This window comes from Peribacillus simplex (assembly GCF_900156045.1).
In the GTDB taxonomy this organism is placed as follows: Bacteria; Bacillota; Bacilli; order Bacillales; family DSM-1321; genus Peribacillus; species Peribacillus simplex_D.
Genome location: NZ_FTMX01000006.1, coordinates 64,960 through 90,727, shown reverse-complemented (window position 1 = coordinate 90,727; position 25,768 = coordinate 64,960). Strand labels below are relative to the sequence as shown.

Sequence of the window (25,768 nt, the reverse complement as noted above, 5' to 3'; positions counted from 1 at the left end):
AAGAGGTGAACTGCTTTGTCAGGCATAGAAAAAGAGTATGATTCCCCTACCAGAAAAGACTGGATCAGGACTATTTATACTTTTGCTTATATAAGTCTGCTCATTCTAATTATCGTCTCTGGAATTATTCGCTATTTTCAGGCACCTGCTGGTAATGTTCAAGAGTCGAAACAGGAACAATCAAGTAAAAGTGAAAAAGTTAAGGAAAGTAAAGTCATTGAAAAGGATCCCACCGTTACATCACTGGTCTTAAAACCATTAGCGGAATCACCGAAAGCAAAAATCATATTTGAACATGTCGGTTACTTTTTAATCCTGCTATTCCTTTTTATACTGATACCAATCCCGCTATTGAGCGTTAAAAGATTTAAATTCATGACCCTCGAAGTTGAAAGAGAATCTCAAGCCATCGAGGTAGCTAAGAATTTGACCATTCAACAAGATAAATTCGGACTTCTCTCTTACTGGTTAAAAGAGGATTTTAAATCATTGTTTTTAGAAGTTGAAAGGGATAATACAAGCTATAAGGACTTTCTTGAAGAAATGCTCTATTACATGAGAGATCATTATAAAAATAATTGGGACTCCCATTTTGAATTTGATATAGTGACGGAAACCAAGTTTAAAAAGAATTACTCAGCTCCTAAACTTGTTAAAAAATCTCTTCCCTCAGCAAAAGTGAAAGGAATCGGGCTTCCTATCAATAAAGAGAATGATAGATACATACACTTTAAAAACTTTATGATCCATACAATTAACGTCGAAGAAAATCTGCTGACTGAGGAAGAATGCTTAATTACTTATGTCATTGTCCTAAAGAGCTATCGAACCATTTTTGATGAATATGACGGCCATTTAGTATCAGGCTTAGCTTCATTAACATATGAATTATACCGAAGATATCACACATCTTTGGCTATTCAAGAAGAGGAAGATGTTGAATCTGAGGAAGAAATTAAGTAAAATAAAGGAAAGAGGTGATAACGATGTCTTTACCTAAAAGAAAATATAGTAAATCCAAACTATTTAAATCCGCAAGTAAGGTTGGTAAGTCACAGCCTCATGAGGTCGTTATTCCAACTTATCATTCGAACAAGTTGACACCGAATAGTCCGTCAGTAAAAAAAGTATTATCAAATGTAAATTAAAAATAACCCCTGATGACTCACGGGGTTATTTTTTAAGTCCAAGATATGTATTAATATACGGTTCCAGAATGGGGCTCCTGCCGATCCAATCCTTAGCTGATTTTATATGATCGGGACTCCATACAGGTGAAGATGGCATTTCAATACCTTTAGGTTTGGACCCGACTTTCCTGGCGCTTCTCAATAGTAGCTCATACTTATACTTCCTTCCCTCCATATCTTCCCTCCTACCCATAAAAACACCTATCGTTATATATAATTATGCTTAAATGACTTTTTTATGCGCAGCGATTGGTCATCTTCTTCAATGAATCGATGGCATTAGAAAAGGCACCCTCGTGGGTATCATATTTGTTTATATTACAAAATCTAGCCTGTAATACTTCAAGGGCCAAACGATAAATTGGTTAGGGAAAAAACGTTCCAGTTGATTTCAGAAATCCACTCCCTTTCCGCCGACTGTCTGCCAAGCCTTATCAAGGCAAGCGTCTTCTGGGTCTCGACAAGTCAGTAGCTCGGCGGGAGTGTCGCAAATTTCTTCAATCCAGCGAGTTTACCTGCAGATTTTTTTGAAAAAATTCAGTTGATTGGAACGGAAGGCGCGAGACTCCTGCTTAGAAAAGTGCGTCAAAGGGAACCCCCCCAGGCGCCGAGAAGGCTCCCGGCCCGCCCCGGAAAGCGAGTGCCTGGAGTGGAAATTGCTTTCTTTCTCATTCTTTAAATAAAAAAGAAAAGTTATTCCTTATTATGGTATTATTTACACAAGATATTTGAGGAGGTTACAAAATGATGTTGGGAATTCCTCTCCTGGTTGCTTGTGTCCCTGGAATGTTAGTAATACTTCTGGCGTGGTGGTTTAGGAAATTACATTTATCTTTATTTGTAAGGCTTTTACCTGGCATATTAACTGTTATAACTTCAATTATTTTGTTTTACATTGGTTTTGTGAACATTAGGGGGTTTGAAGGAGCTGGATATGGAATACTGGCTTTCTTTTTACTTCCCTTCGCTATTGCGGCTTCAATTATTGCGAGTAAAAACAAAGGTGTACAAAGCTAGAATTCAGTTCAAATAACTATGAAAACTTAAATAGCTACTTGTAATAATTCAATTGGAAAAGACTAAGCAGGACCGTTAGATGGAATGAAATAATAATAAAAAAGATGACCCCGTTTAACTCGGAGGTCATCTTTTTTTGCTGCTGGCTAAGTGTTAGCGAATGCCTTTCATGTAACCTTGAATCTTTGGTGATAAGACCATCAGGACCAGTCCAAGGACCATTGAAGCAACACCAATCACGCCAAAATAAGCCATTTCGGTTTGAGGTGTGTAGAATCTGACGATTTGTGCATTCAGTGCTTGTGCTGCTGCACTTGCCAGGAACCACAGGCTCATCGTTTGTGCCGAGAATGCGGCCGGAGCCAATTTTGTAGTTGCTGAAAGTCCAACAGGAGATAAACAAAGTTCCCCAAGCACTACAAGGAAATAGCTAAGTACAAGCCATAGCGGATTGACTAATGCATCCGATCCACCGAAATAAACAGGAAGCAGGATCACCAGGAATGATAAACCGGCGAACAATAAACCTATTGAGAATTTTTGAGGAATGGTCGGCTGACGCTTTCCTAGTTTAATCCATAACCATGCGAATACTGGTGCAAGGGTGATGATGAACAAAGGGTTCAAAGATTGGAACCATGCCGGGTTTATTTCTATTCCAGCAAAATTCAACTGTGTCCGTTTGTCTGCATAGCTTGCTAATATAGTTGCACCTTGCTCTTGAATCGCCCAGAACATGACAGCTGCTATAAACAAAGGAATATAGGCAATCAAGCGTGAACGTTCAACAGAAGTCGTTTTAGGGCTGCGATACATGAAAATGAAATAAAGGGTCGGAATAACGATCCCTAGGATACCTACAAGATTAATAAAGGTTTCAATCGTTAAGATGCCTTTAGCGGCAGTGATGCCGATGATGGCAGCTAAGATAAGTGTAGCTATCCCCAATTTCGTGAATACTTTTTTCTTTTCATTCTGTGATAATGGGTTTGCAGGTAGAGTTCCAGCAAGGCCCAGGTTCTTTTTCTTTGTTGCAACAAAGACGATGAGTCCAATTAACATTCCAATTGCCGCAAGTCCAAAACCAAGATGGAAGCTGTAGTCCATTCCGACTGTACCGACAACAAACGGTGAAAGGAATGCACCCATGTTGATACCCATATAGAATATACTGAAACCGGAATCCCGGCGTTCGTCATTTTCTGCGTAAATTTCACCGACAATGCTGGAAACATTCGGTTTTAATAAACCAGTACCAAGAACAATGAGTACCATGGAAACAAAGAACATGGAGAGACTGCCTGGTACAGCAAGGACAATATGCCCGAGCATGATCAAGATACCACCGTAAAATACGGCTTTGGAAGTCCCGAAGATCCTATCGGCAAGCCATCCGCCAATTATACCTGACATATATACTAAAGATCCGTATATGGATACAAGGGCAAGGGCTGTGGTTTCATCAAGACCTAGTCCCCCTTTAGAAACTTCGTAATACATATAGTAAACAAGAATGGCCTTCATGCCATAATACGAGAAACGCTCCCAGAACTCAGTAAAGAAAAGGGTGAATAATCCTTTAGGGTTTCCGAAAAAACCTTTTTGAGGTACACTATCCACAATTTTCTGTTTATTTATCGTTGCCATACCTAGCCCTCCTTTTATTATTGTATAATAACTTTTATTTTCTATATTGTAAATAAATATTTAGTATATTTAAATAATTAATTTCAAAATAAATAGAAGAGAGTTGCCACCCTACATGACAATACCCGTATTTTACAGTAAAAAACACCCCTTATAGTCTAATAGGGATCTACCATCAAAGATATATTGCCCTAACTTCACCAATGGTATTACGTTTCATATCACTTTGGTTGCCATGCAGATGCAATCAGAATCGTAAAAATAGCAAGACCCATTTTTCAAAAAACTCACTTCATCCGTTATATACAACGTATAATAGATATAAAAAAATGAGGAGGCACGATAATGCTAGGGATTATAACCGTTGTGCTGATTTTTTCCATCCCTATAATCGGCATACTGACAAGCCATTTAGAAAAACAGTCAAAAACCAAACACAATATGCTAAAGGTTGAATTGGAACTTGAGAAACTGAAGCATGAAAATTTTCTAATGGAGACGGAAAAAATGAGGCTGGAACTGGACCAGATGAAATTCGAACAAAAAAGAGACGAGCCAAGGTTACTGTAATCAAGTAACGTTGGTTCGTCTTTTTTAATGGGTATTTTGCCGTTTTAAAAGCCTCCCGCCCGTCATAAGAATTACAAATAAGATTTTTTTAATGGATATATTGATCGCCCACAAGAAGGTCTGACAGCACCTTTGTCGGGATGACGAACTCGACGGCCCCCATATATCCCGGCGCAGCTTCAAAGCTGTTAAAGGCGATTACTAGCTTGCCATCTTCGTTTATATAAAAGTTTTGGTTTTCATCGATGCCTTTAAAAGCAGTAAGGTCATCATCTTCGACCCAATATATCTTTTCCGGATCTTCTGCCATCTGCCGCTTCATCTGTTCTTTGATGTTTTCACTGATCACCTGAAGATAACGATCATCTTTAAATAAGCTATTTAGCGTTAATAGCACTTCGTTTTTCTTGTCGACTGTATCAAATTGACTTTCTGTAGAACTGGAAGCAGCAATCTTATCCGTATAACGCTGTACGGATAAGATCGTTTCATTATCCGTCAATATCACATATCCGCTTTCCACCGACATATTGCCCTTTTCCCCTTCCTTCAGTTTTGACATGGAGTCCGTGAATTCCTTATAAAGCTGCTTGCTTTCCGATAAGTATTTCTCATTCAAGCTATCTTCGAGCTGTTTATTCTCCAGACCGGATATGGCAGGTGTCTTGATTACTGCCGAAGAATTATTCGCTTCTTCTTTCCATTCGACGAAGGTAATCACTTTGATGACCTTATCGACTATCGGGATTTCACTCATGGCTTTCGCCGCTGCCGGACTGATGTTTACGGAAGCTGTCACAATCAGAAGCGCTGCAGCCGCTGACATGAGGACATTCCTGCCAACCCTTGGCTTCTTCCTGGGCTTTTCATTCAAGGCCGCTTGAACGACATCATTCAATTCCTTTGGTATCGGTGTTTTAAGATATTCTTCCCGCAGATCTTTTAGTTTTTTTTCCATCTTTTCGTTTCCTCCCGTTCAGTCATGTTGATCCGCAATAGTTGCAGTGCTTTATATAATCTCGTTTTAATCGTGCTTACGTTCTCTTCCAGCACTTCCGCTATCTCTTCCAGCTTCAGGTCCTCGAAGAAACGGAGAACGACTACCGTTTTGTACTTGACCGAAAGTCCTTCAAGCGCCTTTTGCAAATCCAGGTCAGGATAGTGATCTTCCTCACCGCTGCGTAAGTATTCTATTGTTTCGTCATCGGCGATGGTCAGTTTCTTTTTCTTCCGCAAAACATCCAGTGCCGTTCGGACGATGATCTTATATAACCAGCTATCAATAGAAGCAGCGTCTTTGATTTTGCTGCTGGAGGCCAGCGCTTTCCTGATTGATTCCTGCACGATATCAAGCGCATCCTCTTGGTTTTTAACATAGTAAAAAGCAAGTCTGTACAAATTTTCTTGCCGTTCGGTTATCCGGGCCGCGATTAATTGATTCATATCTAGATTTTTCATTGCATGAAAGAGCTCCTTACATTTAAATTACGTATCCTGGGTACAAAGGATAGACGTTTTTGCAGCCATAAAAGTTTGAAAATGAACAAGAAATATATAAATATAAAAAAATGAAATTTTTTACAAACTTTTAAGGCTTTTGGCGCGTCTATATAGTAGAATGATTATCGAGGTGGAGTGCATCATGAGTAAATTAAATTATAAAAAAGTCTTTATTTTTCTATTTTGTCTAACCGCTACCATGGGAACGTTGGGGTTAGCCATCAAAAGCCTTGCTTTTGATAAGAAAAGAACCGTTTCGGCCTATACAACTGATAAAAATTACCCAGAAGCCGATATTCAAACGTATGTGAAAGATAATACGAAAGGCGGGTATTCAGCCAGCAGGCCCGTTCTGCATTTAGAAAATATCGACAAGCAGCTAGAAGCCTACATAAAGAAAGAAATTAAGGATTATGAAAAGAAATGGAAAGCATCCGACGGAAAAGCTTCCGAGCTTAACCTCACTTATACGATCCTCCATTTCAGCAAACAGACCATTACGATTTCCTTCGATAAATATGAGCAAGTGGAAGGAAAGAAGCAGTCTGGATCCCAGATCTTCACTTATGATATTCCATCTCAGCAAAAGCTCTCCATAGAAGACATCTTTGCCACGGATACTGATTATTTATCCGTTTTATCCGATATTGTTTTTGAAGAGTTAACGGAGAAGGAAGAAGAAGGCATTTCAAACAGTCTCATTAAAAAGGAAAACAAACTGAAGGCAGCCAACTTCAATTCTTTTTCAGTCTTGAAAGATACGCTTGTATTCCACGTTAAGACTGATCATTCAACTAAGATCCATACAATAGCCATCAAGAAGGAACTTTTTAAAGATAGTTTGCTAGATTCATATCAAAGTCAAGATTTGAATGCGGATCGTGTAAAGGAATGGCAGCCGAAACATATCGTCGCCAAACTGCCCGTGCAAAATGAATGGATCGACCCTTCAAAAAAGGTCATTGCCTTGACGTTCGATGACGGGCCGCATCCAAGTCATACCATGTCCATTCTTAAAGACCTGAACAAGTATGATGGACACGCGACGTTTTTCGTGCTTGGAAGCCGCGTACAGCATTATCCGGAAGTTCTGCAAAAAATGTTGCAGCAAGGAAATGAGGTCGGCAACCATTCATGGGATCACCCGCAGCTGACGCGCTTAAGCAAGAACAAGATCAAAAGTCAAATCGAAAAGACCCAAGACGCTGTAGAAAAAGCTACAGGTGCTGAGCCAAATCTCGTCCGTCCCCCATATGGAGCGATTAACAATAATGTCCGTGAATACATGGAGGATATGAAAGTCACACTTTGGGATGTCGATCCCGAAGATTGGAAAGAACGGAATGAAAAGAAAATCGTGAACAAAGTGATGAGCAAAGCCAAAGATGGCAGTATCATATTAATGCATGATATCTATCAAACTAGCGCCCAGGCTGCAGGAAAAATCATCAAACAACTGCATGACCAAGGTTATCAACTGGTCACAATTTCGGAATTGGAAAAGGTACAGAAAGAACGTGAACTTTCCGGAATCACCATAAATGAATAAGCAAAAGGAAAGAGCCTGTTCCGTGATTCGGAACAGGCTCTTTCCTTTCAAATAAAATAAGCAGACCTTTGATCATATAACAAAGGTCTGCTCATTTTATCATTCACCAAGATCTACATTATGATAAACTTGTTGGACATCTTCCAAATCTTCCAATGCATCAATCATTTTTTCGAATTGTGCTTGTGCATCTTCTGGAAGGGTTAGGTCATTTTGTGCAAGCATCGTCAGCTCGGCCACTGTAAAATCGCTGATTCCTGCATCCTTGAAAGCTTGTTGTACAGCATGGAATTGTTCAGGTTCGGCATAAACGATGACACTTTCTTCTTCTTCAATGATGTCACGTACATCAACATCCGCTTCCATTAACAGTTCAAGAACATCATCAGCCGTTTTGCCTTCAATCCCGATGACAGCCGTAGCATCGAACATATAAGCAACAGATCCGCTGACACCCATATTTCCGCCATTTTTCCCAAATGCGGCACGCACATCAGATGCCGTCCGGTTCACGTTGTTTGTCAATGCATCCACGATGACCATTGAACCATTCGGACCGAATCCTTCATAACGAAGTTCGTCATAGTTTTCTTCCGAACCGCCTTTGGCTTTTTCAATCGCACGGTCAATGATCGCTCTTGGGACATTGTACGTTTTCGCACGCTCCAGTACGACCCTTAATGCCTGATTGGACTCTGGATCTGGTTCACCTTGTTTTGCCACTACATATATTTCCCGTCCGAACTTGGCATAAATCCGACTAGTATTAGCATCTTTTGACGCTTTTTTTTCTTTAATGTTATTCCACTTACGACCCATTATATTCCACTCTCTTTCATCATTGATATATACGAATAGATTATTAAGATACGGCCCTATGAGAAAACCCACCAGGGGAATTCCTTTGAAGATAGGCTATACGTTTACTAGATTATATTATACATCAATTGTATAATTTTGAAAAAGTCCTGCACATCCCTCACTCTGGCATTTATCGGTTTCTTGCACTATTTCATATGAAATACTTTGGAAAACATCAGCAGTGGTATAGTATGAAGTGATTGGAAAGGAGAGATGATCCATGAAGGACAACCAAATCATCATCGGGATACCCGGTAAATGGAAGGACCGGACAGAATTGATTCAAACGGTCGCTTCCCAAAGCGAAGGGTATCTGTTAGCCGGGAATGTTTTTCACAACAGCGATAAGAACATTACTTTTCAGGCGGAGATCCATGATTATGAACCCACTTTAAAAGAGAGCTTTTCCTACGCCAGTAAAGACGCCTTTTCGGAGAATGCGTTAGAGGAAATCAATGACCATACCTTTACCGTTTATATTATAGCCGATGTATCCGATACCGGAACTGTTATCGATTTGATCGATGCCGGGGCAGCGATCCTAAGGGCAGGCGGAATGGCAGTGAAAATAGAAACGGCTGGAATTGCCCATTCAAAGGAAGATTGGCAGCATCTTCATCATAGCCCGGATATTCTCTCGGTATATGCCCATTTTGTCACGATCATCGGGGAGGAAGATTATTATTGTTCATTCGGAATGAAAGCTTTTGGTCTTCCGGATGCCGTGACACTTAACACAATGAGTCCGAAAGAAGCGGCTGCGCTGCTAAACACATTTAATTATTACCATTTAGGTGAACGTCCTCTCTTTAAGAATGGCGAAACCTTTAGCATTCAACAAGATGCACCCGACTTTATATTGACGGGCCTTCAGGACTTTAGATATGAAGAAGACCATCCATTCTACAACCCGTTTGGATTATGGAATTTAGGGACAAGTAAATAGAGGAGCGATTCGCTCCCCCAGACTGTAGACAAAATCGCATAAAGCGAGTTTGCCTGCAGTTTTTTTATTTAAAAAACGTTCCAGTCGTTTTCAGAAATCCGCTCCCTTTCCGCCGACTGTCTGCCAAGCCTCCTCGGCTCAAGTGCCTGTGGGGTCTCGGCTAGCCAGTTATTCGGCAGGAGTGTCGCATATTTCTTCAATCCAATAAGGAGTTCATAAAAAAAACATATAAAGCGAGTTTGAGGAGGCCCCCGGACCGCCCGCAGAAAGCGGGTGCCTGGAGAGGAAATCAACGACCTAGTCTTAATCATCGTCCGGAATGAGACCATCCCGAACCCCCTTTTTAGACAAAAGTGGTTCAGCCGAGTTTTTCACGCTTTTCTTCTTCATGCTCCTTCTTCACAAGGGACATGCCGCTCGCTTGGTATTTGAGGATCTTTTGAATGACCGTGCCAAGATGCGCCCCAGCTTCAACCGGGGGAATCCCTCCTTTATGGATGTTGGAAATGACCATCCTTTCTGCTTCAATGGTGCCCAAACGTGGTTTATAGCATATATAAGCGCTCAATGATTCAGCACTGACCAGACCAGGCCGTTCACCGATCAACAGGACAATGACCTCAGGTCCAAGGATTTCACCGATATCATCCATCACCGCAACCCGGCCCTTTTCAATATAAAAAGGTGTACCTGTATCCAGACCTGCCACTGCCAAAGATTGTTTGAAAGATAAATAGACATCCTCCACATTTTCTTCGATCGCCTTGGCACTTAAGCCATCGGAAATGATGATTTGAACCGTTGGGGCCTTTATGCATTTGGCTTCTATCACCCGCTTTGCTTCATCCGAAAGCTTCCTGCCATAATCCGGACGCCGTAAATAGACTTCCTTATCATCGGCCTTCGTTTTCACCTTGAATAAATCCAGGCGTTTCAAAAGAATATCACTGACTTCACCATATACAGCATCGACGGCCGCCGCATGGTCAAAACGGAATTTCAGCCAAGAATCGGTTTTCGGCCGGGTCCCTGACCTGCCCACCCCTATCCGCGCAGGGGTTTTAGCCATCAATGCAGCCAAATCTTCCTTATTATTCATTCCCATATCATCCACTCCTAATGGTTAAATATAGTCGGATCACCGGCACGCTTTGTTAATTTTCCATTCTCCATAATCCCCATCTTCTCCAGCCAGGCTTCATATAATGGGGCGGGTCGCTTATCCATCGTTTGCCTCAAAGTCGCTATATCGTGGTAACTCAAAGACTGGTAGTTTAACATGCAGTCATCCCCCATCGGAGTTGCGATGATGAAATTCACGCCAGCCGCCGTTAAAAGTACACCCAAGTCCTCGATATCATTTTGATCCGCCTTCATATGATTCGTATAGCAAATATCCACACCCATCGGCAGTCCATGCATTTTTCCCATGAAATGATCTTCTAACCCGGCGCGGATGACCTGCTTGCTGTTATATAGATATTCAGGTCCGATGAATCCGACGACCGTATTGACAATGTACGGATCAAAATAGCGGGCAAATCCATAGTTCCTGGCCTCAAGCGTCACCTGATCGATTCCAAAATGCGCTTCAGCCGATAACTCGGAGCCTTGCCCCGTTTCAAAATAAAGATGCTGCGGGCCTGTGCCGGTCCCATATGACTTCGCGACCTCATTAGCTTCTTCGAGCATTTGTACGTTAATTCCAAAAGAACGATTGGCCGTTTCCGTTCCGGCGATGCTTTGAAAAATCATATCGGCAGGCGCACCCTGCTGTACGGCCTTAATTTGCGTGGTCACATGCGCAAGCACACAATTTTGGGTCGGGATGTTCCACTTCTGGATGACATCCTGTGTCGCATGAAGCAGCCGCTTTACGCTTTCGACCGAATCATCGACAGGGTTGATTCCAATGAGTGCATCCCCGACTCCATAGGAGAGGCCTTCTTTTAAAGAAGCCAGCATGCCATCCACATTGTCGGTTGGGTGGTTAGGCTGAAGCCGCGAAGCAAGCGTTCCTTTGTATCCGATCGTGCTATTATTCTTGGTGAGCACTTCGATTTTATTGGCTGCATGGATAAGGTCGAGGTTCGACATTAACTTGGCTGCCGCAGCAATCATTTCACTATTCAATCCCCTGCTTAATCGCTTTAAATCCTCGCCGGTCGTTTCGTCACTCAAAATATATTCACGCAGCTCGGCAACGCTCCAGTTCTTCACGGATTGATAGATGGTTCCATTGATGAGACCATCTATGATCCGCGACACCTCATCCTCTTCCGGGGAGAGCAGGGGATAGTTCCTGATGTCCGCCAAAGTCAATTCGCTAAGCACCGCTTTCGCCGCAATCCGTTCTTGGACCGAATCTGCTGCAATTCCCGCAAGCCTATCTCCTGATTTCTCTTCATTCGCTTTGGCCATGACTTCTTTCAACGATTTGAATTGATGGATTTCCCCAAAGTATTGAGTGGATAATTTCATCGTATAATCCTCCTTTTCCTACCTGTGAAAGGTTAGCGTTTTTACTACAACCGGAACGACCCCTGTCCGCAGCAGCCTTCCTATATCTAAATAATCACCATGTTCCACTTCTGTCTGATCAATGCAGATGACCGGCAGATCCGGTTGGTTCGCTAGAATGGTTTGACCAAGTGCTTTCCCATAATCACTATCCATGACAATGATCAGAGGCTGCTGCCGATTCGGTTTTTGCATCAAGGCCTCGGTAAAAGCGACTGCGAGCTGGTGAATGTCCCGAAATGATTGATAAGGTAAATTCGTTAAATAAAAGGCAAAATTCAGGCCCTCCTGCAAGGGATCGTATATCGTGATCGCATCCTGAACAGCTTGTGCCATTCTCGCGGTTACATCATCTATCCCGTCATGAAAATCGACCCGATAGACCGGGATATTGCGAACGGGCAGATGAGAATCATTCACCTCGATGGTCGCACCGCTTATTTCAGTCGTATGTGCGCCTGCTCCAAGGACAGTCGCCCGAACCGTTTCAACGGGCTGTTCCCACTCCCATGCAGCCAATTCTTCATTTTCCTTAATAGAGGCGGCAAGCATCATGCCGATATCCCGGAAGCTTTTGTCCTCCCGTTCTTGATGATAGATGCAATCACTGACACCTCCCGAGAACATCAGCACATCGATTTGCCCTGTCCATGATGGCTCCTTCCCAATTAATAGAAGTTCATCTTCTTTTGTGAATGAACCAGACAAAAACCTCGAAAGCACCTTCGCCATTTCATTTGTGATGATTGACCCATCACCATTCAAAGGAGAGTGCCCCTTTGATTTCAGCCATTTCCCTATTGAAGGGGCAACCTTCACCTTCACTCCCTCCCACTCCACCAAACGGCCTCCTATATGCAGTGTGCAAGTTCCGCAAAGCATACCGGAACGGTATACGGCAATATTCGCCGTTCCCCCGCCAATGTCTATGTTCGCTACAGTCTTTTTGGTCTTTATGGAATGTTGATGGGCACCCGACCCCTTGGCGGCAATGATTCCCTCCAAGTCCGGACCGGCTGCCGCTACAAGGAATTCCCCCGCCGCTTTAGATAACCGGTAAACCATTTCTTCTGCATTTTGTTTCGTTGCCGTTTCCCCCGTAATGATGACAGCCCCTGTTTGTATGTTATCGATCGTGATCCCGGCCTGATGGTATTCACTTTCCACCATTCTTTGAACAGCAGGTATATCAATTACCGAATCGGATAAAAGCGGGGTCCTGAAAATGGGACTTCGATACAGAATTTTCTTATCGGTAATTTCGATTTTTGGCACCTGTCCGCCACCCGCCACATTCCTAAGCGAAAGCTCGCTGATGACAAGTTTTGTCGTACTGGTGCCAATATCAATTCCTGCACTGATGATTCGTTCCACCTGTTCATTCATTAAAATCACACCCCAGTTTTACACCACTTGGATTTCATTGCCGTTTTCTTCTGCGTTTTTCGTTTTATATTCATTTACGCCGATAACTCCTGCTTCACGATCCTTTTCCTCCAATTCCAAAGCTTTCGGAACGGACAGCCAGTAAGCAAGACCGATTCCAATCGCTCCGGCAGATAGCTTGCCGACGATGATCGGCAATATCAAGGAGGGCTGAAAGTTGGCTGTGAATGATAAATGATCCCCTAATAGGAAGGCCGCACACACGGCGAAGGAAATGTTAATGACCTTATCCTTCGGCGGCATATCTTTAACAAGTTTGAACATCGCCAATATATTGGCTACCGTGGCTAATATCCCTGCACTCCCCGCTTTGCTCAGCCCGATTTTGCTACCCATCGCTTCAAGCGGCTTGCCTGCGTATTTTTGAATGAGGTAAATCATTGGAAAGGCACCTGCCAGCATTATCCCGATATACCCCGCCGTTTCCAGGGCACGGAACTGGTCTGCCTTATCGGCCATGATCGGATGGAACCCCCAAGCACCAAATACATTGGAAAACAGCCCAGTGAAAATTTCCACGATCGAAAACACGAGTACGAGTTTGATTGCGGCATCTAATATTTTTCCAAACCACATGAAACCTTTGATCATCAAATCCGGCAGGAAATAAAGACCTAACGCGAGCAAGACCACAAAAATAAGAAGAGGGGAAAGATTCAGGGCAATTTTCAAATAGCTCAACGCGAATTCATATGTAGAATCCGCATTCGTGGAAATCACTTCACGGATTTTCGAATTCGTTGCCACCACCAGCACGCTTGAGATAAAAGCGCCAATCGGAATCGTCAGGATTCCTGACATGACACCAAGTGCCATGTATTTATGATCACGCTTCTCCAGCATCGCAAGCCCCATTGGAATCGAGAATACAATCGTTGCACCAGACATGAATCCGACAATCATCGCCATGATCCAGCCTTCATATGATTCCTGCAGCTCGGCCGCCAATTGGTAGCCCCCCATATCCGTTGCCAAAATCGTTGTTGCGGCGAGGGCGGGATCTGCACCGATCGCAGCGAAAATCGGGCCGCATACTGCATCGATGAACCATGATAAATAAGGGATTGATGCCATGATTCCAGCTGCCGGGATAAATATATGGCCAACGGTATGCAAACCTTCCATGAACTGTTTGCCCAAGCCTTGCTCACTGTCTTTAATCGATGCAATAGCACCGACAACGGCACACACCATAATGATATAAATTACGAATTTACCAACCATCTCCATACATATTCCCCCTGAATTCCGATTTGATTTGGCCTATCGTCTTTAAAAAAAGGGTATAAAAAAAGACGCCTCTTATAGCCCAAACTAGGTTGCTCGGCAGAAATGCCTGCCTATAACCAATTTGGTCCATCAAAGCGCCATTGCTTCATCTATTTACTTGTTTTTGATCATTTGCAATGATTCGACGTGCCACCGTCTCCATGGAAAGCTGCTTATCCATACTTAGCCTTCTCAGTTTATTATAAGCGATTTCTTCTGTTACATTCTTCCTTTTCATGATAATTCCTTTTGCCTTTTCAATGACTTTACGATTTGTGAGCGTTTCATCCAATTGAGCATTTCGTTCCTGATGCTTCTTTGTATTGGCTGCTTGCTGCAAAGCTATCTCCACTGCCGGAATCAAATTCGCCTCCGAAATTGGCTTTACAAGATATCCGACGATATTCGCGCGCTTCGCCTCGTCGATATATTCACGCTGGCTGAATGCAGTTAAAAGCAGGACCGGAATCTGAAAGGTATTGGATATCACATCGCTAGCCTTAAGCCCATTCATTTTTGGCATTTTGATATCCATCAAAACGAGATCTGGCTGTAGTGCATGTGCCATTTCAATCGCCTTCTCGCCATTACGGGCATGTCCTACCACATCGAAGCCTGCATCCTTGAGCATGATCGTTATATCAAGCAGAACAATCGATTCATCCTCCACGACCAAAATCCTCTTGACCACTTCTCCCACCTACCTCTTGTATGGAAATCTTACAGAAGCCAGGGTACCTTCTTTAATCCGATGAATCGAAAACTCCCCATCCAAATCATTTTCCACCGTCATGCGGATGATATCCAGCCCTAAAGTTGGTTTCACTGCAGGTGAATATCCGATGCCATCATCTTTTACTTGAATCTCCAATTGGGGACCATCCTTTTGAAAGCATACGGTAATCTTCCCTTCCGTCCCTTCCTTGAATGCATGCTTCACACAATTATGAATGAGCTCATTCACAACCAGTGCGACAGAAATGCCAATGTCGGAATCAATGGAATGAAGCTCACCACCACTATATTCAATGCTCAGGCTTTGACGGGCATGACCCTCCGTATGAACGATCATATCTCCAATTTTCCTAATAAGCTCAAGCAGGTCCACATGATCGACCTGACTGCTTGCCAGAATGATTTCATAAACCGACGATATGCTTAACACCCGATTCAAACTGACCAATAAATGGGGCTTGCTTTCTTCAGGGGCTCCTATCCGCATTTGCAGCCGAAGTAAACTGGCGACTGTCTGCAAATTGTTCTTCACCCTATGATGAATTTCACGAATGGCCACCGACTTGCTAATCAGCTCTCTCTCTTTATCCCGCAGTTCTGTCAGGTCCCGGATGATGATGAACGTTTCATCGGAATTCTTGTTGCCCAAATGGAATTTCTTTATTTGGAAAATCTTTTTACCAATGTTCATTTCCTTCATCAAAATGTCCTCTTTTGAAGCTAGAACATCGGCTAAGCCAGGAAAATAATCGAAAATGGATTCACCTAAAACACAGTCCTTCATACATATATCCGATACTAGATTAACGGCAGCAGGATTCGTATAGACAAGTCGGTTTTGGTTATTAATCAGGAAAATGGACTCCTCGATAAATTCAGGAACTAAGGAATTTTGTTGATCTTGCCTATCAAACTGTTTAGAAGTTTCAGGTTCTTCATGGATCACCTTTTCCATGATCAAAACGGCGATGACCCGATTGCATTCCCCCTTGATTGGAACGACACTTTGCTGCACCATTGCTCCCTCTTGAGTCAATGCCCGGTTCACGAACATGTCCTTTCCGGTGCGCAATACATAAAATACTGCCGGTTCAAAAGCCTCATAGGCAAATTTCCCGACAACCGGATGATCATAAACCGATTTCACGGAATGTCCGCATGCCTCTGCGACGACAATGGCATGCTTCCCTTCAAGCACAGGACAATCGATAAACACATTCGCTTTATTCAAGTTGGCTATCAACGATAAATTCATTGATAGGTTTTCAAGAATCTGAATATCCTTGTCCAGTAAATGAGTATACATCTCACATAATTCTCGGACAGTCATTGTCCGTTCCATAGGCAAAACTCCAATAAATGTTTATTCATGGATATTATTATTGATTATTATAGATACCGCCCTTATTTTTGTCAATATTCAAAATATTCTAATGTAATGTATTCTAACATTAGATGGAGATATTTAAAGGGTTATTTTCCAAACGTAAAAAAACGAATTTCCCCGAAATGGTCGTATGATGGATACATCATACTTCGTCAATCAAAGTCTTCCTTTTTTATAGTTCTGTGCCCATACTTATCATGATATTTCTATATTACACCCTTTACAAGGTAGTCAGATTTCTTGCATTACTCATGAATTCCACCTCTTCTGGTTATAGTAAAGAAGAAAATATCGGAGGAGGTACATTCCATGAAAAGTTCAAAGGAATTTGTTGAAAGCATTCAAGAGCAGCAGAAAAAGGAAGAAGGTAATTTCCGCCGTCAAGGTAATGGGAATCCCGCTCAGAAATTACCGAATAAAAAGCATTAATGAGGCCCATTCTCAAAAAATCCCAGCCTTAACAGAAGGCTGGGATTCTTTTCACTCCGATGCACTTTTTTTCTTCTTCATCTCTTCGATTTCCTGTGAGAAGGTGTCCTCTATCTCTTTTTTATTTCCATACAAAAAGAGGTTATCCCCTAATTTGATTTTATACTCATATAACTCTTTCCTGATTTTCACTTCTCCGCTTTCAATAAATAAAATATTAATGTCGGCTCCATGTGATATGACATCACAGGCTTTGACATCTATGAATTCGGAGTCCTCATAAATATCGATTTCCATGACCACGTCTTCATCTTCTAAAAAGAGGACTTCCTCTATCGGGTGTTCCCATAATTCATAATGATTGTACATTTCACTTTTCATCTTATTCGATAATCTATTATTCAAGAATGGAGCTTTCACTAATACGACCAGAACTAACAGTACCCCTATAATGATGCTTAACTCCATCAAGCGCAGATCATCCGTAAGCAATGTACTGATCGATGAAATGATGACTGCAAGTGAGAAAGCACCAAATAAAATTAAAAACATGCTTATTTTCCTTCGAACGGGATGATCAATGATGGATTTTGACTCGTCAGTTGTAAAACCAGTACCCGTCAGCATGGAGATAACCTGAAATCTGGCCACTGTGCTTTTTAATCCAGTCAATTTCATCAAGGTAACCGATATTTCAATAACAAGAACAATGATTAAAAAATAAAGCAACATAAAAAGTAAATTCATCAAAATGATCACTTCCTCATCTATGGTTTACCCCAATTCCGCAAAAAGAATCGCATTCGTTGTTCTTTTCAAGTTTCCATCCATATATTTGCTTACTGAAAATAACTACCATGACAAACCAAAAAAACGCAGTAAGATCCATTGAATCCTCCTGCGTTTTTCACTTATATTCCAATCAAATGCATTTGCCCGATTAAAATTGTTTTCTCAAATGGTCTTCAGCAGCAGTTTTTTTAACAGCGGTGTAAATTGCTCTGGCAATTCAGCTACACTCGGAATCATTAGGCGCTCTTTGCCATAGATGTTTTTCATCGTCAATTCTTCACTTTCCTCGATGCCTCCATCCGCTAAAAACAGGCCGATGACTTCTATGCCCTTTTTCCTGGCTTCCGAAACAGCAAGATGTGTATCGACAATGCCATTTTGATCATAATCGCTTGCTGCCGGCTCACCATCGGAAAACACGAGCAAGAACCGGTTCTTTTCACGCCTTTTTTCCAATTCCATTGTAGCAACCCTGATACTGTATCCGTCCCTGTTGTCTTCCTCTGGTTCAAGCTGCATGATTTTAGCTCCTGAGTTTAGATAAAGCGAATCGGAATGGGACTGGATCACATGGAAGTAGTTCGGCTGATATCCTTCTCTCACTTCATTTGCATCTTCCCAAAATCCAACGATCGAGTGGGGGATCTTTAATTTTTTCAGTACTTCATGAAACAGGACGACCCCTCGTTTCGTTTCATCCATTTTGTTATGCATGGAAGCGGAGCAATCGATCAGCAATGTGAATACGGCATCCATTTCATTTGAATCCTGGTTCTTTTTATAAAAGACCCGAGGATTTTCTTCAAATACAAGCGGCAGTAATTTCTTCGATAAGCGGCCAAAAACCAAATCTTTTCTTGGTGCGTTCTTTTTATTTTCCAGTGTCTTTTCAATTGTACTGGAGAGTTTTCTCTTGAACGGTTCGATATCCGCAACAAATTCACGGTAGCGTTTCTCTTCTGTAAGTGTTGGTATTTTTGCTTCCTTGATTACTTGAACGACGTCTTTGTTTTCTTCACCAAATGGATGTTCACCACTTTTGCCCATATTCGTTTGTTTCTTCTCCAGCGTTTCCTGCTGATTGTATTCCTTTTGCTGGCTTTCCCCTGATGAACCCTGGATGGAAGCCAGTGCCTGGTCGGCATCTTCCGCTTCCCGTGCACCTCCGCCCATCAGACTTGTTTTCGTTCCCTGCTCCAATTCAAATTGAAGAAAAGTCGAATTACTCTCGCCGTTCTTATTCTCCCGGTGCCATGTCGAGAATTTTTCATCAATGAACTCACTTTTTTCTTCATCAGCATCTTCTGTATCATCGTTCAACAGTTCATCATTTCTAGTCAGTTCATCAAATAAGGTATTTGCCTTATACTTTTCCACATTTGCAATGGGGAAGATGAAATATTCATTCATCGTATCCTCGTATCCATCGTTCACACGGAAAACGATTTGCTCGCAAATCTTCGTGATGTCACTCGTTTTTGTGGCTTCAAAGACAGAATGGATAAACGGTTTGAGTTTCTCCAGTTCTTCCAGCTGCCGTACATTGGCTCTTGGGAAAATCGGGTCCGGCCTGTCAGATTGAAGCAGTAAATAGATGAGGCAGTATAATTCATCCAGTGCAAAACTTCTTGTGACATTCGTCGCCAATTGGCTTTCGAAATATTGTTTAAGGTAAGCCCCCCTTACCGAGAACCATTTTTTCGTGCCTGGCCTTTCTTTCTTCACCAATTCTTCCAAACGCAAGTCTTCCAGTAACGCGAATAATTGGGCTGCAAACTTCGGAAGCGAACTTTCCCCGAGAATGTCCTTGTACTCCTTCATGCTCTGGATTGTTGAATGATGCAGCGTACCTATCGTCCTGAGGAGCACGTCCGTTTTCAGTCCCGCTTCCTTCACTTCCTTATTGCCATTTTCCCAAAAATGGCTGGCTGTGACCTTATTCTCGATCAGATCAATGAAGGAGCCATAATTGTATTCGAATTCCAGCTCAGGAATGCCGGATAATACGGTCGAAAGATCCTGCAGCTGTAAAAAAAGAGCCGTATCTATTATTGAATCATTGAAACGGATATACTTCATGAGGCATTCTCCTAGTTAGAATAATGTGTCAGCCAAGTTCTTCACAAACTCACGCTCCCGTTCCTCGTCCAGCTTATCCACTATGGAACGAAGAATCGCCCGTTTCGGCGGGATCAACACACTCAGATCGCAAGCATCAAGCAAAGCCCTGATCGATGCCGCATCTTCAGCCACCTTCCCTTGATTCACGGCATTTATCAAATCACTCGACAGTTTAACGAACAATTCAATGCTTCTTGGGTCCTTCAACTTTGTATTGGTTTCAATCAATTGCCTTAACTGCTCTCCTTCGATATAAGGAACTTCAATTACGACAAATCTATTTTTTAGCGCTTCATTCAGCGGCACTGTACCGACATACCCTTCATTGATTGCAGCAATCACATTAAAGCCATCTTTTGCCGTTATGACTTCATTCGTGAACGGATTCGTTATCGTCCTTCTGTAATCAAGCACACCATTGATAAGCGGAAGGGTTTCCGGTTTTGCCATGTTGATTTCATCTATATATAGGAAATGACCGTGATTCATCGAATTGGTCACAGGTCCAGGAACGAATTCTATCACCTGTTTTTCCTCTTTATAAGCCAACGTCTTGAAGCCCAATAAACTTTCGGCATCCAAGTCGACTGAGCAGTTGACACTGAACATCGGCTGGTTGAATAAATTCGATAATGTCTCGGCAAACTTTGTCTTTCCAGCCCCTGTCGGACCCTTCAAAAGGATATTCTTCCCCATGCTTAAGGCCGTGATGGCATCCACCATCAACTCCATCTCAGGAGGCAGATATCCGCCGCTCCTGATCAATTCCTCGAATTCAGCAGGATTTTTTCTGCTTGCTTGTAATGTATTTGCGATTTCTATTGGTAATCGATTAATCATTGTGTTCCTACACCCCTTTCTGAACATTTTAAGGCTCTTTCCCATTAAAAACAAACACTAAGAAAAGGAGCTGTCATCAAGACAGCTCCCAGACTACAGGCAAACTAGAAGAAAAGCTAGTTTGCCTGCAGTTTTTTTCGCATACTTTGTTGCATTTTCCAAGTAATGTGGTGTGGTGTGGTTGATTTCCCCTCCAGATGCTCGCTTTCCGCGGGGCGGGCGGTGAGCCTCCTCGGCGTAAACGCCTGTGGGGTCTCGGCTAGCCAGTTATACGGCACGAGTGTCGCAAATTTCTTCCATCCAATAAGGGCTATAAAATAATAAAAAACCAAAGTGTAACCTTGTCTTATTTAAGGTTCGAAATGAAACCAGACTACAGTTTTTTCTTTTAAAAACAAACCAGTTGATCGGAGCGGGTATTCGAGACCCCTGTTTAGAAAAGCACGTCCAAGGGAGAGGAAATCAACGTTATTCGAAGTTCACTCTGATATCCCTTAATAGGCTTCCTTAGGGTCACCTTTCATAATGTATACCATATAGCCCAATACACCGCCGATGATGGCAGGAATCACCCATCCCACCCCTACACTATATAGTGGAAGGTATTGAGTGAAAAGGTCCGAAACAGCTTCCATTTTAATGCCTGATGCCACTATTCCATCCATTATGCTGATGATCGCCGTTAATAATAAGCTTCCTAAATATACCTCCGATTTCCCTTTGAAAAAGGAATGGAAGAATGTTAGAACAATCAAAACGATCGCCACGGGGTAAAGCGCCGTTAACACAGGCACTGTAATGGAAATGAGCTTGGTCAAACCTACATTGGCAACAGCCGCACTAAAAACAGAGAAGATGACGACATATGATTTATACGATACAGCAGGCAGTATTTTATTGAAATACGTTGCACAAGCCGTTATCAAACCGATGCTTGTCGTTAAGCATGCTGCGATTACAATCAACCCTAACAACACAGCACCAGCCGATCCGAAAAAATGATTCGAGGCTTGAGCCAAAACGTCTCCTCCATTACCCAGCTGACCGAGCTTTTCCACACTTGTTGCCCCGACATAAGTTATAGACGCATAAACGATCACCAACAAAGCGGCAGCTATTAAGCCGGCTTTCATACAGAAGCCTAACACTTCTTTTCTTGATGTTATCCCTTTATCTTTGATTGCGTTGATGACTATGATCCCAAATGCAAATCCGGCCAGCGTATCCATAGTCAAATATCCTTCTTTGAATCCCTTGAAGAAAGAATTATCTGAATAATCAGCCACTGGTGACTGGATTTCACCCATTGGGTTAATGATGGCGACCACAATGAGGATCCCAATGAAAATCAATAATAATGGTGTTAATATTTTCCCGACGATATCCAGCATTTTTGATGGATTGATGGATAATAAACAGGCAATTCCAAAGTATATGATCGTGAATATCAGCAATGGTAAAAAGCCGACATCATTAGAAAGGAAAGGTTTAATCCCTATTTCGTAGGATACACTCCCCGTTCTGGGAAGCGCGAAAAGCGGTCCCAAAGACAAATAAAGAACGACTGTGAAAATGATGCCGAATAACGGGTGTGCCCTGCTTGCAAGCGATTGAACATCATTTTTACCCGAAAAACCAAATGCCAATATTGTAATGAATGGCAAACCCACCCCAGTAATGATGAACCCTAAACTGGCCGTCCATAAATTAGTCCCGGCGGATTGCCCGAGCATGGCAGGGAAAATTAAGTTTCCTGCACCAAAAAATAAAGCAAAAAGCATTAGCCCTGTTACAATGATAAATGAAAGTGGTGCTTTCTGTGACATATAGAGCCCTCCATTGTTTTGATTATCTTAACGAAGAAAAGAGTTGTCCATCATTTCCCGTACAAAAAGTGACATGAACTGCGAACGTATTCTACCTATCTGTTAAAATGTACCTTCATGAAACTATCAATCATCCATGACTCTCCTTACTATAAAATCAGGCGTAACGTTTGTCAAAGCTATTTCATTCATTATTCGGAAAAATCTTTCTTTTCTTACTACTTTTCAAGAAAATGAGCGAGGTATCTAGATTCAACAGGAAAGTTAAGTAAAAAGTACTGCAATTTATTTTGCGGGAAAAATATTTTAATATTCAGATATTTATTGAAACTATCTAAAAAACAAGAAAATAGGGGGAGTTAACATGAGTACTGAAAAAGAAAAAATGGTGAACGGGGAACCTTACATGGCCGCTGATCCGGAATTAATAAGAGATAGGGAAAATGCCAGAAAGTTGACCCGGTTATACAATCAGACAACGGAAAGCGAAGGGAACGAACGAACTGCCCTGCTGAAACAGCTTTTAGGTTCCACTGGGCTAAATGTTTATATTGAACCCACTTTCCGTTGTGACTATGGATACAACATTTCTGTCGGGGAAAACTTTTATGCTAATTTCGATTGTGTCATTTTGGATGTTTGTGAAGTGAAAATTGGCAGGGACTGCATGTTGGCTCCCGGAGTGCATATCTATACAGCCACACATCCGCTGGATCCCTTTGAACGCAGTTCTGGAGTGGAATACGGAAAGCCGGTTACGATTGGGGATCACGTATGGATTGGCGGAGGGGCCATCATCAATCCTGGTGTAACAATTGGGAATCATTCCGTCGTCGCTTCAGGGGCAGTCGTAACAAAGGATGTTCCTGAAGGTGTTGTTGTCGGCGGAAACCCAGCGAAGGTCATCAAGCATATTGAAGGAATTAAATAAGGCAGGGCTCACTCCCCCGGAGTGGCCCTGCCTCCTTTATTTCGTTAAATTTTCCTTAATGCTTCCGCGATTGCAGTATCACCAGAGATTAAATCAAATGAACGCTTGTAAGTATTTTCTTCAGTCAAAGAAGCAAGAATCGTTCGTGCCACATCTTCACGGGCAATCGAACCTCTTTCCAATTCTTCGGCGGCGGCCACATTGCCCGTCCCCGGCTCATTCACCAGACCGCCTGGCCTAATGATCGTATAATTTAAATCGCTTTGTAACAATGCCCTATCCGCATAGTGCTTGGCCACATAATACGGTTTGATGGCTTCATTCCAGTTTTCGCGATTATTGGCCTGAAATGCACTCACCATGATGAATCGGTTGATTCCCAAGTTTTCTGCCGCTTCAATCGTTTTAACAGCACCGTCCAAATCAATCAACAGCGTTTGATCAGCGCCGGTGCTTCCTCCAGATCCTGCTGTAAACACAATGGCGTCGCAGCCTTTTGCCGCATTCGCAATCTCATCCACCGATCCGGTTAAACTCACGACAGCGGATTCAATTCCGTTTTTCTCTAAATGCTTACTTTGTTCTTCTTTACGAACCATTGCCCGTACACTATGATCCGGGCTATCTTTTAATAAATCTACAAGATATTTACCGATCTGCCCATTTGCCCCAACTACGAATACTTTCATAAAGGTCAGCTCCCATAATGGTTAGTTTGGTTTCCATTCAAATTATTTCATGGACTCAGAACATTATCAAACAATCAGCCCGCCGGGTCTTCTTTACCATTGGAAAAAGTTTGGCAACCACCCTTATATATTTTATAATAAAAACAATACGTGTTCTTCAGGGACATAACGGGGAGGTGTAAAGATGGCAATAAGAATGTTAATGCCACCTTCTGCAGCATCTCATGCAAAGCCTAGTATTGGAGGCGATACTTTGCATGGGGTTGAATTAAGCTAATTAATCGCCCGCCTTATCATTTCTAATATTCGGCTTTGCACCTTATTTCATTCTTAAAAAAGAATAAGGGGCTGGCAGAAATGAAATATGTAAAAGCGACGGCCGTTTTGCCTGAAAAGCTGATCGTTGAAATTCAAAAGTATGTGCAAGGTGAAACCATATATATCCCTAAACCTGAAAAGGCCCATCACAAATGGGGAACCCGTTCGGGATCAAGGGAATTGATCGATGACCGAAATGCCTCTATAAAATATGCATTCAAAGACGGTCATACCATCCATCAATTAGCCGAAGAATATTTTCTCTCCGCGGAAACCATCAAGAAAATCGTTTATTCCAAATAGGATTGCATGGGTAGCACTGATAATGATATCAGTGCTATTCGTATGCCGAGTATGTTTCTTAGTCGTTTTCCCCCTTTTAAAGCTGATGCGATTTCGGTAAAGTTAAGAGCAACGGTATCATGTGACAAGTAACGAGCAAAGAAACAGGAGTGAAGAAAATGGAACCTTTTATCCGGAGCGAACAGTATAATTTCATAAAATCCCAAACACAGATTCTTATAAATGGACACGCGACTGCCAACGATAAAGATGTAATCAACACCCTGAAAACAGTCGCCAAAGAACGAGTATTAAGCTTATTCAGTGACTTGAGCGAAGAGCAAAAACAACTGCTGGATCCAGTAGATACCATTAAAGATCCCGCACAAGCCGAAGTCTTTCTCTTACAGGTAAAGCCATTTGTGATCCCATTTAAAGAAGTAACCGAAAAAACGATAAAAAAATTATTTCCTAAAGCAAAGAAATTAAAAGCTCCTTTGCTGGAAAACATTGATTTGAGGGAGATTTCATACTTGGGATGGGATGATGTCGGTTCCGGAAAGAAATTCATCATTGCACCCCATCATTATAAACTCACCGGGTTGCATGGAACCATTAAACCAGCCAACAAAAAAGGGATCTGTGCCATATGCAGCCGCTTTGAAGAAGTAGGGATGTTCATGTCTGAAACGAAAGGCACCGTCCAAGGGACATTCATTAAAAAAGGGAATTATATTTGTCTAGACAGTATGAAATGCAACCAGAACGTAACCACCTTGGATAAAATGACCGACCTAATCGAACGGCTGAAATAATAAGGAAAGCAATCCTTCAATGGCGAAGGATTGCTTTTTTTTGCTAAGCACTGTAGCCGTCAGTTAAAAAAATTCTCATTTTGTCCTG

General features: G+C 42.2%; 24 protein-coding genes and 1 pseudogene. 9 read left to right on the top strand and 16 right to left on the bottom strand.

The features are described from left to right. Positions 1–15: 15 nt before the first annotated feature. The gene (locus BW986_RS20185; RefSeq protein WP_076370116.1) at positions 16–963 is read left to right on the top strand and encodes a hypothetical protein; all 948 of its coding nucleotides are present in this window, start codon (positions 16–18) and stop codon (positions 961–963) included. Positions 964–1,173: 210 nt separating this feature from the next. Here BW986_RS20185 and BW986_RS20180 read toward each other — a convergent pair whose 3' ends face one another. After that, on the bottom strand, positions 1,174–1,365 hold the full coding sequence (locus BW986_RS20180) for a hypothetical protein (protein WP_063234934.1): 192 nt from the start codon (positions 1,363–1,365) through the stop codon (positions 1,174–1,176). 569 nt (positions 1,366–1,934) lie between these two features. Between BW986_RS20180 and BW986_RS20175 the strand changes: the two genes are divergently transcribed. Continuing rightward, the gene (locus tag BW986_RS20175) at positions 1,935–2,207 is read left to right on the top strand and encodes a YesK family protein (protein WP_076370114.1); all 273 of its coding nucleotides are present in this window, start codon (positions 1,935–1,937) and stop codon (positions 2,205–2,207) included. Between the two features lie 153 nt (positions 2,208–2,360). Here BW986_RS20175 and BW986_RS20170 read toward each other — a convergent pair whose 3' ends face one another. Further along, positions 2,361–3,854: a peptide MFS transporter gene (locus tag BW986_RS20170; RefSeq protein WP_076370112.1), complete on the bottom strand. Its 1,494-nt coding sequence runs from the start codon at positions 3,852–3,854 to the stop codon at positions 2,361–2,363. 345 nt (positions 3,855–4,199) lie between these two features. Here BW986_RS20170 and BW986_RS20165 point away from each other — a divergent pair, with 345 nt between their 5' ends. After that, complete coding sequence (locus BW986_RS20165; RefSeq protein WP_076370110.1) at positions 4,200–4,424, top strand: hypothetical protein; 225 nt, start codon at positions 4,200–4,202, stop codon at positions 4,422–4,424. A gap of 88 nt (positions 4,425–4,512) precedes the next feature. Here the strand turns inward: BW986_RS20165 and rsiV are convergent, their stop codons facing one another. Beyond that, positions 4,513–5,382: an anti-sigma-V factor RsiV gene (gene rsiV / locus BW986_RS20160; protein ID WP_076370108.1), complete on the bottom strand. Its 870-nt coding sequence runs from the start codon at positions 5,380–5,382 to the stop codon at positions 4,513–4,515. Further along, entirely contained in the window at positions 5,367–5,882 is a 516-nt protein-coding gene (locus BW986_RS20155; RefSeq protein WP_076370106.1) for an RNA polymerase sigma factor SigV, read from the bottom strand. Before BW986_RS20155 ends, rsiV begins: the two co-directional genes overlap by 16 nt. A gap of 184 nt (positions 5,883–6,066) precedes the next feature. On the opposite strand from BW986_RS20155, the gene BW986_RS20150 reads away from it, so the two are divergent. Beyond that, positions 6,067–7,473 carry a polysaccharide deacetylase family protein gene (locus tag BW986_RS20150; RefSeq protein WP_076370104.1) on the top strand — a complete coding sequence of 469 codons (1,407 nt, stop codon included), beginning with the start codon at positions 6,067–6,069 and terminating at the stop codon, positions 7,471–7,473. A gap of 99 nt (positions 7,474–7,572) precedes the next feature. On the opposite strand, the gene BW986_RS20145 is transcribed toward BW986_RS20150, so the two are convergent. Beyond that, on the bottom strand, positions 7,573–8,292 hold the full coding sequence (locus tag BW986_RS20145; protein ID WP_053536610.1) for a YebC/PmpR family DNA-binding transcriptional regulator: 720 nt from the start codon (positions 8,290–8,292) through the stop codon (positions 7,573–7,575). A 262-nt stretch (positions 8,293–8,554) separates the two neighbouring features. Here BW986_RS20145 and BW986_RS20140 point away from each other — a divergent pair, with 262 nt between their 5' ends. After that, on the top strand, positions 8,555–9,280 hold the full coding sequence (locus BW986_RS20140; RefSeq protein ID WP_076370102.1) for a DUF4261 domain-containing protein: 726 nt from the start codon (positions 8,555–8,557) through the stop codon (positions 9,278–9,280). A gap of 358 nt (positions 9,281–9,638) precedes the next feature. Here BW986_RS20140 and eutC read toward each other — a convergent pair. From eutC to BW986_RS20105, 6 genes and pseudogenes are all read right to left on the bottom strand, one after another. After that, positions 9,639–10,364 (bottom strand): annotated as a pseudogene (gene eutC, locus BW986_RS20130) (ethanolamine ammonia-lyase subunit EutC); the annotation flags it as partial. A 32-nt stretch (positions 10,365–10,396) separates the two neighbouring features. After that, a complete protein-coding gene (locus tag BW986_RS20125) occupies positions 10,397–11,761 on the bottom strand; it encodes an ethanolamine ammonia-lyase subunit EutB (protein ID WP_076370098.1) in 1,365 nt (454 codons plus the stop codon). 18 nt (positions 11,762–11,779) lie between these two features. After that, positions 11,780–13,186 carry an ethanolamine ammonia-lyase reactivating factor EutA gene (locus BW986_RS20120; RefSeq protein WP_076370096.1) on the bottom strand — a complete coding sequence of 469 codons (1,407 nt, stop codon included), beginning with the start codon at positions 13,184–13,186 and terminating at the stop codon, positions 11,780–11,782. A gap of 18 nt (positions 13,187–13,204) precedes the next feature. Beyond that, positions 13,205–14,476: an ethanolamine utilization protein EutH gene (gene eutH, locus BW986_RS20115; RefSeq protein ID WP_076370094.1), complete on the bottom strand. Its 1,272-nt coding sequence runs from the start codon at positions 14,474–14,476 to the stop codon at positions 13,205–13,207. 145 nt (positions 14,477–14,621) lie between these two features. Beyond that, positions 14,622–15,206 carry an ANTAR domain-containing response regulator gene (locus BW986_RS20110; protein ID WP_076370617.1) on the bottom strand — a complete coding sequence of 195 codons (585 nt, stop codon included), beginning with the start codon at positions 15,204–15,206 and terminating at the stop codon, positions 14,622–14,624. A gap of 9 nt (positions 15,207–15,215) precedes the next feature. Next, on the bottom strand, positions 15,216–16,592 hold the full coding sequence (locus tag BW986_RS20105) for a sensor histidine kinase (protein ID WP_076370092.1): 1,377 nt from the start codon (positions 16,590–16,592) through the stop codon (positions 15,216–15,218). Between the two features lie 354 nt (positions 16,593–16,946). Between BW986_RS20105 and BW986_RS20100 the strand changes: the two genes are divergently transcribed. After that, on the top strand, positions 16,947–17,066 hold the full coding sequence (locus BW986_RS20100) for a DUF4023 family protein (RefSeq protein WP_061465287.1): 120 nt from the start codon (positions 16,947–16,949) through the stop codon (positions 17,064–17,066). A gap of 51 nt (positions 17,067–17,117) precedes the next feature. Here the strand turns inward: BW986_RS20100 and BW986_RS20095 are convergent, their stop codons facing one another. The 4 genes from BW986_RS20095 to brnQ form a co-directional block, all read right to left on the bottom strand. After that, a complete protein-coding gene (locus BW986_RS20095; RefSeq protein WP_076370615.1) occupies positions 17,118–17,813 on the bottom strand; it encodes a hypothetical protein in 696 nt (231 codons plus the stop codon). Between the two features lie 207 nt (positions 17,814–18,020). Further along, positions 18,021–19,937 carry a vWA domain-containing protein gene (locus BW986_RS20090; protein ID WP_076370090.1) on the bottom strand — a complete coding sequence of 639 codons (1,917 nt, stop codon included), beginning with the start codon at positions 19,935–19,937 and terminating at the stop codon, positions 18,021–18,023. A 15-nt stretch (positions 19,938–19,952) separates the two neighbouring features. After that, a complete protein-coding gene (locus tag BW986_RS20085) occupies positions 19,953–20,819 on the bottom strand; it encodes an ATP-binding protein (protein WP_076370088.1) in 867 nt (288 codons plus the stop codon). 494 nt (positions 20,820–21,313) lie between these two features. After that, the gene (gene brnQ, locus BW986_RS20080) at positions 21,314–22,645 is read right to left on the bottom strand and encodes a branched-chain amino acid transport system II carrier protein (RefSeq protein WP_076370086.1); all 1,332 of its coding nucleotides are present in this window, start codon (positions 22,643–22,645) and stop codon (positions 21,314–21,316) included. Positions 22,646–23,009: 364 nt separating this feature from the next. On the opposite strand from brnQ, the gene BW986_RS20075 reads away from it, so the two are divergent. Continuing rightward, a complete protein-coding gene (locus BW986_RS20075) occupies positions 23,010–23,576 on the top strand; it encodes a sugar O-acetyltransferase (protein WP_076370084.1) in 567 nt (188 codons plus the stop codon). A 44-nt stretch (positions 23,577–23,620) separates the two neighbouring features. Here the strand turns inward: BW986_RS20075 and BW986_RS20070 are convergent, their stop codons facing one another. Next, positions 23,621–24,265 (bottom strand): SDR family oxidoreductase, encoded by a 645-nt coding sequence (locus BW986_RS20070; RefSeq protein WP_076370082.1) that lies wholly within the window; start codon positions 24,263–24,265, stop codon positions 23,621–23,623. 357 nt (positions 24,266–24,622) lie between these two features. On the opposite strand from BW986_RS20070, the gene BW986_RS20065 reads away from it, so the two are divergent. Continuing rightward, positions 24,623–24,886 carry a CD3324 family protein gene (locus tag BW986_RS20065; protein ID WP_076370080.1) on the top strand — a complete coding sequence of 88 codons (264 nt, stop codon included), beginning with the start codon at positions 24,623–24,625 and terminating at the stop codon, positions 24,884–24,886. Positions 24,887–25,044: 158 nt separating this feature from the next. Further along, positions 25,045–25,680 (top strand): FusB/FusC family EF-G-binding protein, encoded by a 636-nt coding sequence (locus BW986_RS20060; protein WP_076370078.1) that lies wholly within the window; start codon positions 25,045–25,047, stop codon positions 25,678–25,680. Positions 25,681–25,768 lie beyond the last annotated feature (88 nt).